Genomic DNA, 15,068 nt, shown 5'->3' with positions numbered 1-15,068 from the left:
GAGCTTGAGGGTGTCGGTGGCTTCGAAGCGCGAGGCGTCGCTGGCCACGTCGTTGCGCAGTTGGTAGCCCTCGCCTTCTTGCTTGAAGGTGGTGACGGTGCGCTCATTGAGGATGTCGCCGGTCACGGCGGTGGCGCTGATGTCGCGAGCGTTGATGATGCCGCCACGGGTGTTGCGGATCGAGTCGGTAGCGAGCATTTCCAGGCGGTTGCCGGCTTGCATCAGGCCGCTGTTGTCGATGTTGCCGGCGACCATGTTGAGGTTGTTGGTGGCGCGCAGGGTGCCGCTGTTGTGCAGGTCGCCGCCGGTGATCAGGCTTACGTCCTGGCCCTGGATCAGTGCGCCGTTGGGCGCCAGGCGGTTGTTGGCCTGGGCGAGGTAGAGCACTGGGGTGAGGACTTTTTGGCCGTTGACCTCGGCTTCTTCCATCCACACGATGTCGTGGGTCAGCGCGGCGACTTGTTCGGCGGTCAGCGATACCCCGAGTTGCAGCTTGAGCGAGTCCTTGTAGCTGATGGCGTTGTCCATCAGGTAACGGAACAGCGCGTCGTCACTGGCGATGCCATCGATGTAGCGCTGGCCGGTGCGGGCCACCACGGCTTCGCGGATCAGCCGTTGCTCATAGAGACCATCGCCCAGGCGTTTCCAGGCGGTATCAGGGTTGTAGCCCAGTTTGCCCAGCAGGTAATCGGAGCTCATGAACTGCTTGAGGTCGGTGAGCGCCGGGTTGGTTTCGATCAGGTATTTTTGGCTGTTGTCGACCGCGGCGATTTGCGGCAGCCCTTGCACGCGGGTTACCGACGGCGCGCGGCTGTCCAGGTTCAGCGTGCCTTGGCCAGTGACCGCGCCGCTGAGTGGCTGGCCATCGACGCTGAAACCACGCTCTTGCACGGCGCTGTAGTCCAGCGGTTTTTCGCGGTCTTTGCCGGCGATCTGGCGGCCGCCGACGCTGAAGTCGCCAGTGCCCGTGGAGGCGCTGGCGGCGCTGTCCGCCTTGGCCTGTTGGCCGCTCAAACGGAACAGGCCGTTCTGGCCGGTGGGCAGGCTGAAGCCGGGCAAGGTGGCCGGGTTGACCTGGCGCTGGGCCAGGTCTGGCGGCAGTTGCGCGGTAATCGCCGGTTTCACCGTGGAGGCGAACACGTCGGAGTTGGTGTCGTGGTTTTGCACCGGGGCCTTGATGTCGGTGGCGTTGGGGCGAATCACGCTGTTGTCGATTTTTTGCGTGGCGTTGACCGTCACCGAGCCGGCCGCCTGGATCACCGCCTGGGCAATAACGCTGCCGGCAGTCGGCACCACGTAGGTGCTGGTTTCGTAAAAGTTACCAATGCCGGCCATGATCTTGGCCAGGGTCATCTCACCTGGGCGGTAGTCGCCGGAGTTGGGGTTGTTATAGACGTTGAACTGGTTCTGGCGCTCCATGAAGGTGTTGTAGAAGCTGCGGTCACGGGTATAAAAGCCCGAATTCAGGTGCACTTCTTCACCGCCGGCCGCGCCACGGTTGGTCAGCACGTCGGTGTTGATCAGGATGTTCCTGGCGGCAGACACCGAGCTGTAGAGGTTATCGAAGGTCTGGCTGCCGACGGTCAGGTCGCCACCGGCGTTGATGAACGCCGAGGTCGAGCTGCCGACCAGCACGTCTTCGTATTTCTCTACGGAGGTGAAGTACAGCTCGCAGCCTTTGCCTTTGCAGAAGTCGTTGGAATAGATATTGAGGTTGCCCGAAACCAGTTTCTTTTGCGTGCTGAACTGGTCGCGGCGGTTGCTCAGGGTGTCGGCCAGCAGGCGCATGTTGCCGGCGCTTTCCAGGCTGCCGGAGACGTTTTCGATCAGGCTGCTGCGCGCGCCCGCATCGTCGCGGGCAATGTCCAGGCCGCCGAGGCTGTAGACGTCGCCGTAGTTGTTGCGCACATCGTTGGCGCGCAAGGTCATGTCGCTGCCGCTGAACAGCAGGCCCCTGTCGTTGAGCAGGTGGGTGGCGTTGAGGCGGACTTTTTCCGCGCCGCCCAAAGTGCCGTAGTTGTTCAGGGTGGTGGCGTTTACCGTGAGGTCACCGAGGGCGGTCAGGCGCCCGTGGTTGTTCAGGGTGCTGCTGTTGACCTGGGTGACCGCGCCGCCGGCAATGCGGGCGTTTTCGCCCAGGTCCATGCTGGCGCTGGTGAGGGTCATGGCGCCGAGGCTGCTGACCCGGCCCTTGCCGCTGTAGCCGCCGCTGAGCGTGAGGTTGAGGCTGCCGTCACTGGCCAGCAGGCCGTTGTTGGTCCAGGTGTCGCCCGTGCCGGTCAGGCTTTGTGCGCCCAACAACTGGCCGCTGGCGGTCTGGGTGAATTGGCCGATGTCGAGGTTCAGGCGCCCGGCCTGGATCACGCTGCTGTTGGTCCAACTCGCTGCCTTGATGTCCAGCTGGCCGTTGGTAACAAAGCTGCCGCCGGCGCGGGTGACTTGATCAGACGTCAGGTCGAATTTGCCGCTGCCGGTGTGCACGATGCGGCCACCGTTGTTGTCGAGGTTGCCGGCTTGCAGGTTGAGATTTTCGTTGGCACTTTCCAGCGCGCCGAAGCGGTTATCGAACAGGCCCGACACGCTGATATCGGTGTTGCCCACGCGGCCCATGGCGCGCAGGTTGCCCCCGGCATTGTTGAGGGTTTGCGCGGCAAGGCGCAGGGTGTCGTCACTTTCGATCAGGCCGAAGCGGTTGCTCAAGGTGCCGGTCAGGCCGAAGTCGATGTTGCGGGCGCCGACCTTGCCGCCGTTGTTGGCCGCCGTGCCCTGGTTATCGAAATCTGCGGCCGTGACCTTGAGCAAGGTGTTGGCATACACGCCGCCGCCCTGGTTATTCAGGCTGCTGGTGACAATGCGGTTTTCACCGCCCAGGGCCGACAGGTGCCCCAGTTGGTTGAGCAAACCGCCCATGGCGTCGATATCCAGCGATTGCGCCTGGGTGATACCGCCGCCGTTGTCGAACAGGCCACTGACCAGTTTGATCCAGCCTTTGCCGCTGTTGAGGATGCCGCCGCGGGTGTTGGCCACATTGGCCGCGTTCAGGTCCAGGTTGCCGCTGAGGCTGTCGACCCGGCCGCCCTGGTTGTTGAGGGCGCCGCTCAGACGCAGCAGGTTGTCGGTCTGGCTTTGTAAGGTGCCCTGCTGGTTGTCGAGGGTGCGTGCGGCAAGCTCAAGCTTGCCCTTCTGGCTGTAGATCAGGCCGTCTTGCTGGTTGTTGACGTCACCGGCCAGCAGTTTGATCAGCAGGTCCTGCTGGCTGGCGAGGGTGCCTTTGCCGCTGTTGTTCAAATCGCCGTTGGCGAGGGTCAGGTCGAGCCGGTTTTGGCTGACCAGTTGGCCGCCACGGTTGTCGAGGCTGGCGGCGTTGAGCAGCAACGCGCCGCCACTGGCCAGGCGCGCATTGTTGGCGTTGATCAGTGCACCGCTGAGGGTGCCTTGCAGGCTGCCCTGGCTGATCAGTTGGCCGCCGCTGTTGTCCAGGCTCTGGCCGGTCAGGTTGATGTTGGCCGCGCTGATCTGGCCGCCACGGTTGAGGATCTGGCTTTGGGCGTGGTTCAAACCCAGCGATTGGCTGGAGGAAATCAAGCCGTTGTTGCTGTTATCCAGGCGCCCGGCAATGCTGAGGCCCACATCGCCCTGACTGGAGATGATGCCTTGGGCGTTGTTGAGGCTCGCCGCGCTGAGGGTTTGCAGGCCCTGGCTCACCAGGGCGCCCGCCGCGTGGTTATCGAGGGCGCCGCTGAGGTTGGCGTGCAGGCTGCCGTTTTTGCTCGACAGCGTGCCTTCGGCGCTGTTGTCGAGGCTGCCGCCGGCCACGGTCAAACCGTTCCAGCCGGAGATCAGGCCTTTGTTGGCGTTGATCAGGGTGTTCGCCTCAACGCGCAGTTGATCGGTGCTGAGGATGACCCCGCGATCACTGTTGTCGATACGCTGGGCCGCCACGCTGAATCCGATATTGCTGGAGATTTCGCCTTGTTCGCGGTTGGTGAGGTTGGCCAGGCGCGCAAAGCTCAGCGGCCCTTTGGCGCTGATCAGGCCGGCACTGTTGTCGAGGTCGCCGCCTTGCAGGTCGAGCGCCACAGCGCGTTCGCCGATCAGGCGGCCCTGGCGCTGGATCAGCTGTTGCACCACCAGTTGCAGGTTGCCCTTGGCCGAGATTTCACCGCCGAGGCTTGAGTCCACACGCTGCCCCGCCAGGCTGAGGTCGCCCTGGCTGTTGATCAGGCCCGCCGTGTTGTCGAGGTTGGCGACGCTCAGGCTCAAGGCCTGCTGGCTGCCGATCACGCCGTTGCGGTTGCTGACATCGGCCGCCGTCAGCGTAAGGTTGCCATCGCTGACCAGTTGCCCACCCTGGCTGTTATCCAGCGCCCCGGTGCTGAGGGTTTGGCGAGTGCCGGCCGAGAGCCGGCCTTTGTCGCTGTTGTTCAATGCGCCCGCCGTTGCATCCAGCGTGGTCGCCGCGCTGATCAGGCCCTGATTACGGTTGTCCAAAGCGCCAGCGACCTTGAGGTCCACAGCGCCACGGCTGGCAATCGCACCACCGGCCTGGTTGTCAAGGCTGCCCGCCGTCACCTGCAAGAGGTTCTTGGCCGACACCACGCCTTCGACGCTGTTATCCATCGCCTGGGCGATGCGCACCTGCAAGCTGTCGCCACTGATGACTTTGCCGCCACGGTTGTTCAGCGTGTCGGCCACCAACGCAAAGGATTGCGTGCTGGAAAGCTCGCCGCCCTGGCTGTTGTCGACGCTGCCGAGGTTGCGCAGCAGTAATTGGCCGGGCGTGGCAATCAGGCCGTGGTCACGGTTGATCAGTTGCCCGTGGTTCAGGTCCAGGTCGATGCTGGTATTGCTGACCAGTTCGCCGTGGTCATGCTGGTCCAGCCCGGTAAGGTTTGCCTGCAGCGCGGACTTGGCGAAGATCGAGCCTTGCTGGCTGTTGTCCAGTTGCCCGGTTTTAAGCAGGATCCCGGCGTCACTGCTGATACTGCCGCGCTGGCTGTTGTTAAGGCCCGCGCTGCGCAGGTCAAGCTGTTGCTTGGCGCTGATCACACCGGCCTGGCTGTTGTTCAGGGTGCCAGCATTGAGGGTTAACGCGCCGTCACTGAGTAGCACGCCCTGCCCTTGGTTAAGCAGATCGCCGCTCAGGTTGATGTTCACGCCCGTTTGGCTGATCACGCGGCCGCCCAGGCTGTTGTCCAGTTGCCCGCCGTTCAATTCCAGGCCTTGGCGCGCCGCCAACAGGCCTTTGTTCTGGTTGAGCAGGCGTTGCACGGTGAGCACCAGGCCGCCGTCACCAATGACCTTGCCACCACTGTTGGTGAGTTGATCGGCACCCAGCCGCACGCGGGCCTGGCTGGAGATTTCACCTTGCTGGTTGAGAATGCTCGGGCTGTACAGGTCGACGCCACGGGTGGCTGCGATGAGGCCACCGTTACGGTTATCCAGGGCGGTGCCGGTAAAGCTCAGCACGCCTTCGCTGACCAATTCGCCGGCTTGTTGGTTGAGCACGCCGACGGTTGCCAGCAGGTCACCCTTGGCGCTGATCCGGCCGGCGCCGTTTTCGATTTGACTGGCGCTGAGGATCAGGCCGCCGTCGCTGCTCAGTCGGCCGCCAGTGCTGTTGTTGAGGCTGGCGAGTTCGACGCGGGTATTGGCCTTGCTGCTGATCACGCCTTGCTGGCTGTTGTCGACGCTGCCGCCTGTGAGGGTCATTGCCCCGTCGGCAATCACCAGGCCGCCTTGGTTGGCCAGGGTATCGCCGTGCAGTACCAGGGTGTTTTTACTCGATACCAGCCCGGCCTGGGCGTTGTTGAGTTGGCCGACACTGACCTGTTGGGCGCCCTGGCTGACCAGGTTGCCTTGATTGTGGTTATCGAACAGCCCGCCGATGTTCGCGGTCAGGTTGCCCTGGCTCGCGACGGTGCCTTGGCCGCTGTTGTCCAGGCTGGCGGCCTGCAGGGTCAGCAGGCTGGTGGCCGAGAAGATCCCCAAGCGGTTGTCGATCGCGCCGCTGGCGAGCACATTGAGGTGGGCGCCCAGCAGTTTGCCGGCACGGTTATCCAGGGTCGTGGTGGTAACGCTGGTTTGGTTGGCGGAGATTTCGCCTGCGCGGTTGCTCAGCGTGCCGGCGGTAACACGGGCCTGTTCCTGTCCGGCGACCAAACCGTTGTCATTGCCCAGCTGGCTTGCGTTAAGCGTCAAGTCCTTGAAGCCAAGCACACGACCGCCCTGGTTATCGACCTGGCCGGCATTAACCACCGCGCTAGCGCCGCTCAACGTGGCGTTTTGGTTATCCAGTTTTTGTGCCGCAGTTACCGTCAGGGTGCGGCTGGCAACCACGCTTTGGGTATTTTTAAGGCTGCCCGCAGACACGCTGACATCGCCGTTGGCATTGCGCGTTTCATCGGCGTTGACGCCCGCTTCGATGATCCCGTTGTTGGTGACCTGGCCATTGCTGGCCAGGGTGATGCTGTCGCGGGCGGCGAGGCTCTTCTGGTTGATCAGTGCCTGGGCGCTGGTGACCTGCACATTGTTACCGGCGTAGACCTTGTCGGTCAGGCTGACGCTCTGCGCGGTGACGTTGATGTTGCCGGTGGCCGCTGTCTGCGCCAGGCTCAAATGGCCGTTGGCATCCAGCTGAATATCGCCACCACTGGCTGCCAGTGTGCCGTCGAGCTTCACGCCCACACCAGCCTCAGTGCCCACCAGCTTGATCGCACCGGCGTACATGCCGCCCAATGCCGACGAGTCGATCGCCAATTCAGGCTTGGCGCTGCCGTCATCGGCACGTGCCGTCGCATTCAAGGTCTGGGCGTTAACGTCGTTACGCCCGGCAACCACGGTCAAGTTGCGCGCATTGATCTGCGCATTAATCTTGGCCGAGCGGGTAATGATTTCGAAGCGGTCGACGTTGCTGGCGTTCAAGCCCTGGCCGTCGATGGTCACGGCGCCGCCATCGACCTGGTAACGGTCCAGGCGGCCGTTGTCGAGCACCGGTTTGCCGGTGGTCAGGGTCACATTCGGCGTATTGATGAAACCGCAGCCGCTGCACGTGATGCCGTAAGGATTGGCCACGATGACCTTGGCCGACTGCCCCGCCACTTCGGTGTAGCCCCGCAACTGGCTGGGGCTGCCGCCGTTGACTTCGTTGAGGATGATATTGGCCGCGCGGCCCTGCAGGTTGGGGTTGCCGAGGATGATCCCGCCCAACTGGGTTGACTGCGTGGTGGAGGTCGCGTTGTTGAGGATCAGCCCGTTGGCGCCGACGTTGTAGTCCTTGAACTGGTTGTGGGACAAACCACTGCCGTTGGGCGCGGCGATGTTCACCACCGGCACGCCATTACCGGCCTGGCCGACGCTGGTGCCGGGGGCGCTGACCACAATGCCTTCGGCCTGGGCCAGCAATGGCTGCCAGAACAGCGCATTGGCCAAAATCAGGGCCAGGCCACGTTTGGGCAGGCCCAGGAACGCGTCACGGCTTTTCAGGGCAGCCGAAGGCTGGCGAACAAGGAAGGCAAACTGGCGAACATCCATTTCAAATTCTCGATGCAACGGGGCGTTGAATTAGAGGAAAAAATCCATGCGGAAGTAGATCGGCGCTTCGCGCTCAAGCAGCGTGGCCGGTCGTTCCAGCGAGTGGGCAAAGGTCACGCTGGTGCTCACGTATTGGCCTCGGGCAAACAACTCCAGCGAGTTGCTCGAGACCCGGCCGTGTACCTCGCCGTTGTAGCGCGCATTGCGAATCACGCCCTGGTCATAGCCGACACTGGCGCCGTATTCACCGAACACCGGGCGCAGCCAACCCAGCGTCACCGGGCGACTCCAGCGCAGGTCGTTGCGCCAGTAGCCGCCGCTGTCGCCATTGAGTTGCTGGTCCTTGTAACCGCGTACCGACGAGGAACCGCCGAGGCTCATGCGCTGCGGGCTGAACAGCACGTCTTCACTGCGTTGGCCGGTGGCCAGGCTGGTGAAACTGAAGGACTCGCCCCACAGCCTGAACGGTTGCAGGTAGCTGACGGTGGCGGTGTATTTGCGGTAGCGCGCATCCGGCACGCCCGGGCCGGGGTTGTGATTGCCCTGGGCGTCGAACGCGCCGGTGACGTTCTGCATGCCGACGTCGAGGTTGACGAAGGCGCTGCCAATTCGGCGCCCGTGGTTGATGCCCAGCTGCAACTCACTGAGGCGGTTGCTGCTCTCTTTGAGGTGGCTGTCGTTGATGTAGTTGTTGGTGCGCAAATGGGCCAGGCCCACGTTCACCGAGGTTTTGCTCAGGGCGTCGCGGTGGATCACCCGCTCGGCGCGCAGCTGGTGGTTTTGGCTGTCGCCGGTTTGCTTGAAATCAAAGCCATCGCCCTGGGCCACCGAGCGGTAATCGCTCTGGTTGTAGCTGTAGCTGAAGTTCCACCAACCCCACGGCACGTTGTAGTAGAGCATGGCGTTTTTAGAGGTTTTTTGATGGTCGCTGATCGCGTCATGGCCGCCGCGCAGCACCAGTTGATCGGCCAGGCGGAGCGGGCTGTCCCACTCAAAGCCGGTGCCCCACTGCTGCTCGCCAGTGCTGCGCTGCCCATCGTTATTGCGCGACAGGCTGGCACGCCAAGGTTTCTGCGGGTTGTTCTTGACCAACACGGTGCTGCCGCCCACTTCGCTGCCAGGGGCCAGTTCCATTTGCGCCTGGTTGGACGGCAACCGATTAAGCTGATCGATGGCCTGCTCGACTTCTCGCAGATTGAGCAAGTCGCCGCTATGGCCGGGAAAGGCCATGGCCAGTTCGCGCTCGGACAGTTTGCTGTTGTCGGCGCCTTTAACCCCCTCCAGCTTGCCTTCCACCACCAATACTTGCAGACGACCGCTGGACAGGTCTTGTTGCGGCAAGTAGGCACGGCTGGTGACCAGGCCTTTGTTGATGTAATAGTCGGTCACGCGCTTGAGCAATTCATTCAGCTGGGAAACCCCCAGGCACTGATTCACATAAGACTTGACCAGGCGCTCGCGCTCATCGGCAGACAAGGTGTCGGCGCCCTTGAGTTCAATGTGCTGGATGGGGAAGCAACGGCTATCAACCGGGGTGGCGGGAGCCACCGGTTTTACCTGTTTGCCGGGCAGTTCCTTGAGTTCTTCAAGGCGTCGCTGCTGCTCTTCCAGCAGGCGGTTTTGCCGGTCGCGATCAGGTCCTGGTCACCCGGATTAGTCGCAGCGAAGGCGCTGTTGTGGGCGCTGAGGCACAACACTGTCAGGCACAGTAATGGCCGAATCCATGGCGTGGACAAGTGCATATTCGATCCGTCGATAATTGAAGGCGGGAAGCTATCATCGAACCTTGAATATGCCAACATTCCGGCAAGTCATAAAACCATCACAAATCAACAACTAACTTATCGATATATATGCGAATAAAATGAATATCCGCGGCTCTGACAGGTTATCTTTCCGACAAGTGGCAGCAGACATTCACTTGACACTCTCAAGATTGCGACTAGTCAACTAGGAAAATTCCTAAGCAATAGCAGAATCTTCTTAACGTCATAAATAGCCGCATCTTTCATACGCTTCTTTTAGTGCTCCAACGCATACCGCCGACAATGGTTGAGATACCCCTGCTCATGGCTGCCCACCAACTGCACCACACTGGTCCATAACCACGAGGGCGCATCTAGTTGTTTAGAGCGGTTTTCCTGCAACACCTCCATCCAATCCTTGCGCGTATCGCGGTCCATCTGCCGGGCATGGGCGATACCGACCACGCGGGCCAGGTAACCGGCGGCGTGCATGGCGTCGATCTCGCTCAATTCGTCCAGTTCCAGTTTCATGTCCTGGGGTAGCAGTTCCCGGATGAAGAAACCGTGATCGAGAAAACGCGTGGCCAGCATGCGCTCGCCCAGGCCCGGTGACAGCTGGCGGGCGCCTTCCACTACGCGCCGGCCATTGTCGCGTGGCATCTTCGCGCGTGCCGCCCGGGGCGCGGCGGCGCCGACGGCTTCCTTGATGTCGATCAGGCAGTATTCCTGGTCGTCCTTGTCGCCCACACCCAACAAGGCTGCATAACGCAGCAAGCCAAGGGAACTGCAGCCCTTGACCCAATAGGCCGAGTCGAGCAATTGAACCTTGGCGTCTTTGGGGCGGCCTTTGAGCGAAGTCACCAACTGGTGGATTTCATCCGAGGCGCAGACGCTCTCCAGCGCGCTCTTTTCCGCCCGTGATAATGACCAGAAATGCTTGCCCAACGGGATGCTCGGTCGCGCGTTTTCGATGCGCTCACGCGCCAGGTTTTTCCAGGTGCGCTCTACCGCGCTGCGCATGCCAGCCTTGACCTGGGACGGGCGCGGCGGCACTTCATCGGGCTTGTCTTTAAAGGCTTGTTCGTAGCCCACCATCATTTCTTCCAGCATGCGCGCAGTGGTCACGCCCGGCAGGTCCGAGCCGCGTGCGGCGGTGGCCAACGACAGCGCCAGGCGCACCAGGTCATGGGCCGGGTTGCCGATCACGGTCTGGTCGAGGTCGCGGATATGCATGTCGATACGGCCTTTGGTATCACCCGTCGGGCCGAGGTTGCCCGCGTGGCAATCGCCGCAGATCCAGATCGCCGGGCCATGGGGCAAGCGGCGACCGGGCTGGCTGTGCAACCACTCGTAAAACTGCACCGTGCTGCCGCGCACATAAGCATGGGCCGAGCGCGCCATCTTCAGGTTGCGCAGTTGGATAAGGTGGGGCATGCGGGCAGAGGGGCGCGGAATTTTCATGGAAGCACTCGGTACGGGGTACGGTAGAGGCTGGCCCGTCACAAATGTTTCATTTTGTTTCAAGAATAAAAACTTCAAGCCTGGGCGGTGTGCGCTTTCAACCAGCCTTTGAACGCGGCCATGGCCGAGGTTTCTGGCCGCGATTGCAAGCGCGTCAGCCAATAACTGCCGGTGCTGATGCCCACGGTGAACGGCTGCCGAATCACATCACTCTCCAATTGCCGCGAGAACATCATCGCCGGTGCCAATGCCACGCCGATGCCTTGCTGCGCGGCCTCCATCATCGCCAGGGACGAGTCGAACACAATGCTGCGCGGCACCGGCGTGTCGGCCGGCAGCCCGGCCGCCTGGAACCACAGGTTCCATTCATCGGCTCGGTAAGAGCGCAACAACGTGTGCTTGAGCACGTCGTCCGGCGTGTGCAGTTGCTCGGCAATCTGCGGCACGCACAGCACGGTCAACGGCGCTTCGAGCAGCTGGCAAGCCTCGGTACCATGCCAGGCACCGGCGCCGAAGCGGATCGCATAGTCGAGGCCTTCGGCGGCGACGTCGACGCGGTTGTTGTGGGTCGACAAGCGCAGGTCGATAAACGGGTAGCGACTTTGAAAATCCGGCAAGCGCGGCAGCAACCAGCCGACGGCGAAAGTGCCCACCGCCCCGACGGTGAGCACTTCACGGTAATGGCCACCTTCGAACTGGCCTAAGGTGAGCGCGATACGGTCGAACGATTCGCGCACGACCGGCAGCAGGGTTTCGCCTTCGCGGGTCAGCATCAGGCCGCGTGGCAGGCGCTTGAACAAGGTGACATTCAGTTGCGCCTCCAGGCTTTTGACCTGGTGACTGACCGCTGCCTGGGTCACGCACAACTCGATGGCGGCGCGGGTGAAGCTCAAATGCCGGGCGGAAGCCTCGAAGGCCCGCAACGCGTTGAGCGGTAAGTGGGAGCGCAGCATGCTTGACCCTAAATAATCTAATGGCTGATGCGAGATATCATCGTTTGCTCAGCGAACAAAATCCACCTAGATTTGCCCCGCCTGCGCAGGCTCTGATCGTCACTGCACCCTTTACATGGAAGCGAAACACCATGAATAAAATCTTACAAAAATCACTGCTACCGGCCTTACTAATTGTATCTGGAAGTTGCATGGCAGCCGCCGATTTGCGCACGGTGGTCGACACCAGCGTTGCGCCACTGATGCAGCAACAAGGCATCCCCGGCCTGTCGGTCGCGGTGGTGAACAAAGGCAAGGTGCAATACTTTAACTACGGTGTCGCGTCCAGGGATACCCAGCAGCCCGTCAACGAAGACACCTTGTTTGAGGTGGGCTCGGTGAGTAAAACGTTTACCGCCACCCTCGGTGGCTATGCCCAGGCCATCGGCAAGATCAAGCTCTCCGACAAAGCCAGCCAACACCAGCCCGCCCTGGCCGGCACGGTGTTTGATCGCATCAGCCTGTTGCAGCTGGCGACCTACACCCCCGGCGGCCTGCCGCTGCAGTTTCCAAACGCGGCCGACAATGCGGGCGCCATGCTCGCCTATTACCAACACTGGAAACCGACTTACGCACCAGGTGAACAACGCCTGTATTCCAACCCCAGCATCGGCCTGTTCGGCTACCTCGCCGCGCAAAGCCTGGGCCAACCGTTCAACGTGGCCATGGAGAACACCCTGCTGCCCAAGCTTGGGTTAAGCAATACCCACATTAACGTGCCTGCGGGCAAAGCCGGTCGATATGCGCAAGGTTATGACAAAAACCAGAAGCCTGTTCGCGTCAGCGCCGGTGCGCTGGACAGCGAAGCCTACGGCATCAAGACCAGCAGCCAGGACCTGGCCCGCTATGTGATCGCGAACATGCATCCCGACACGCTGGAAAAGCCGCTGCAACAGGCCATCGCTGCCACGCACGCCGGTTACTACACGGTCAATGGCATGACCCAGGGCCTGGGCTGGGAGCGCTACCCCTACCCGATCACGCTGCAGGCGTTGCTTGATGGCAACTCGACCGAGATGGCGATGCAGCCGCACAAGGTTAATTGGCTGACTCCGGCGCAGCCGCAACCGGCCAACGTGCTGTACAACAAAACCGGCTCAACCGGCGGTTTTGGTGCGTATGTGGTTTATGTACCGAGCAAGGACATGGGGGTGGTGATTCTGGCTAACCGCAATTACCCGAATGCCGAACGGGTGAAGTTGGCTTATGGGATCTTGAGCGCGATGGATAACTAAGACCTGACAAAAAAAATGTGGGAGCTGGCTTGCCTGCGATGGCGGTATATCAGTCACCGAATTGGCTGACTGAACAACCGCTATCGCAGGCAAGCCAGCTCCCACACTTTCAGACCGCCTTACATGCCAAGCCAGTGCGGCAGCGCCAGCGAGATAAACGGCAAGTACGTGACCATGATCAAGAACACCAACAGGATCATCAGCCACGGCAACGCTGCGCGAATCGTCTGCCCCAGCGTCAAGCCGGTCACCGCCGAAGTCACAAACAGGTTCAGCCCGACCGGCGGATGCACCAGGCCGATTTCCATGTTCACCACCATCACAATCCCCAGGTGAATCGGGTCAATGCCCAGCTTCATGGCAATCGGGAAGAAGATCGGCGCCAGGATCAGCACAATCGCGGACGGCTCCATAAAGCTGCCGGCCACCAGCAACACCACGTTGACCATGATCAAAAAGCCGATCGGCGTGAGGCCTTCGGAGATTACCCAGGCGGTGATTTCCTGCGGGATTTGCTCGGTGGTCAGCACATGGGCAAAGAGCATGGCGTTGGCGATGATAAACATCAGCATGATCGCCAGGCGCCCGGATTCCAGCAGTACCTTGGAGCAGTCGCGCAGTGTCATGTCCTTGTACACAAACAACGCGACAAACGCCGAATACACCGCCGCCACGGCCGCCGCTTCGGTTGGCGTGAACATGCCGCTGTAGATGCCGCCCAGGATGATCACCAGCAACAGCAAGCCCCAGAACGCCCGGCGGGCGCAGGTCAGCCACTCACGGAAGGTCGCACGTGGCTGCGCCGGCAGCTTCTTGATGCGCGCGACGATGTAGATCGCGACCATCAGCATAAGACCCAACAGCAATCCGGGAATGACCCCGGCCATAAACAACTTGCCCACCGAGGTTTCAGTGGCGGCCGAGTACACCACCATCACGATTGACGGCGGGATCAGGATGCCCAGGGTACCGGCGTTGCAGATGATCCCCGCACCGAACTCCTTCGGGTAACCCGAGCGCACCATGCCCGCCACGGCAATCGAGCCGACTGCCGCCACCGTCGCAGGTGATGAACCGGACAGCGCCGCAAACAGCATGCACGCCAGCACCGCCGCAATCGCCAGGCCGCCACGAATGTGGCCGACACAGGCGTTGGCAAAGTCGATCAGCCGCTGCGCCACGCCGCCGGTGGTCATGAACGCACCGGACAGCAGGAAGAATGGAATCGCCAGGAAGGTGTAGGCGTCGGAGGTTTCGAACAGCTTGATGGCCAGCGAACTCACCGAGTCCTGGCTGAACATCAGGATCGACACCGCGCCGGACAGCCCCAGGGAAATCGCGATGGGCACGCCGAGGAACATAAACACGAACAACAGCAAAAACAGACAGAGCACGGCCATCAGTGACGCTCCTCATGGCTGCCGGCCAACTTGCTGGCCTCTGCGGCCTCATCGGCCAGCCCCAACCCGACCTGACGGTGGGTAAAGATGCGGTAGAAAATTTCCAGGTAGCGGATAAACACCAAGGCAAAACCGATGGGCACGATGATCACGATATCGCCCACGTCCACGCCGTATTGGTCGAGGTCTTCGGCGCCGATATGCGCGCTCATCACGGCACTCACCCACTTGTAGCTGGCAACCATGAACAGCCCGGCGTAGGCCAGACAGCACAGGCACGCGAGCATGCCGAGCAGGCGCTGCACCGGGCGCTTGGTCAGCTTGACCAGCGCGTCTACGCCGAGGTGGCCGGCAGTGCGCACGCCGTAAGAGATGCCGAAAAAAATCAGCCAGCCGAACATGGCCTTGGTCAGCGCCACGCTCCAGGTCATGTCCTGGGCCCAGGTCATGGTGTGGTCGCCCAGGGCGCCGAAAAAGCTGCTGCTCCATGCCCACTTGTCAGACAGGGCAAAAAACAGCGTGTAGATGTTGTTGAGCATGACGTAGACGAATGTCACCAGGGTCATGGCGGCCAGCAGGAAGGCGATAAATCCTTCCTCCAGGTGCTCCCAGACGCGCCTTAGCGTTTGCATGGCAAAACCTCGCGAAGCAGGAATGATGTCGGGGTGGAAAGCGGAACAAACTGTGGAAGCGGACCTCTGT

The 15,068-nt window shown here is 61.6% G+C and carries 6 protein-coding genes and 1 pseudogene; 1 reads left to right on the top strand and 6 read right to left on the bottom strand.

What is annotated here, in order from left to right; all coding sequences use genetic code 11:
• From AOA59_RS20295 to AOA59_RS20280, 4 genes and pseudogenes are all read right to left on the bottom strand, one after another.
• Positions 1-7,533, bottom strand: a 7,533-nt coding sequence (locus AOA59_RS20295) for a filamentous hemagglutinin N-terminal domain-containing protein (RefSeq protein WP_099488868.1), incomplete at its 3' end; no start/stop codon positions are given.
• A 30-nt stretch (positions 7,534-7,563) separates the two neighbouring features.
• A pseudogene (locus AOA59_RS20290) lies at positions 7,564-9,275 on the bottom strand (ShlB/FhaC/HecB family hemolysin secretion/activation protein).
• Positions 9,276-9,554: 279 nt separating this feature from the next.
• Positions 9,555-10,739, bottom strand: a complete 1,185-nt coding sequence (locus AOA59_RS20285; protein ID WP_065931338.1) for a DUF2252 domain-containing protein — start codon at positions 10,737-10,739, stop codon at positions 9,555-9,557.
• Between the two features lie 74 nt (positions 10,740-10,813).
• On the bottom strand, positions 10,814-11,692 hold the full coding sequence (locus AOA59_RS20280; protein ID WP_099488867.1) for a LysR family transcriptional regulator: 879 nt from the start codon (positions 11,690-11,692) through the stop codon (positions 10,814-10,816).
• A 131-nt stretch (positions 11,693-11,823) separates the two neighbouring features.
• Between AOA59_RS20280 and ampC the strand changes: the two genes are divergently transcribed.
• A complete protein-coding gene (ampC, locus tag AOA59_RS20275) occupies positions 11,824-12,966 on the top strand; it encodes a class C beta-lactamase (protein WP_069786371.1) in 1,143 nt (380 codons plus the stop codon).
• A gap of 119 nt (positions 12,967-13,085) precedes the next feature.
• Here the strand turns inward: ampC and dctM are convergent, their stop codons facing one another.
• Together dctM and AOA59_RS20265 are read right to left on the bottom strand one after the other, a co-directional pair.
• On the bottom strand, positions 13,086-14,366 hold the full coding sequence (dctM, locus tag AOA59_RS20270) for a C4-dicarboxylate TRAP transporter large permease protein DctM (protein WP_065931335.1): 1,281 nt from the start codon (positions 14,364-14,366) through the stop codon (positions 13,086-13,088).
• A complete protein-coding gene (locus AOA59_RS20265) occupies positions 14,366-14,998 on the bottom strand; it encodes a TRAP transporter small permease (protein WP_065931334.1) in 633 nt (210 codons plus the stop codon). The genes dctM and AOA59_RS20265 overlap by 1 nt, the downstream gene beginning before the upstream one ends.
• Between the last annotated feature and the right edge of the window lie 70 nt (positions 14,999-15,068).

Origin of the sequence: Pseudomonas sp. 2822-15 (genome assembly GCF_002742515.1) — a bacterium.
Lineage (GTDB): Bacteria > Pseudomonadota > Gammaproteobacteria > Pseudomonadales > Pseudomonadaceae > Aquipseudomonas > Aquipseudomonas salomonii.
Note: the sequence above shows the minus strand (reverse complement) of the source record. Positions and strands in the feature narration are given on the sequence as shown.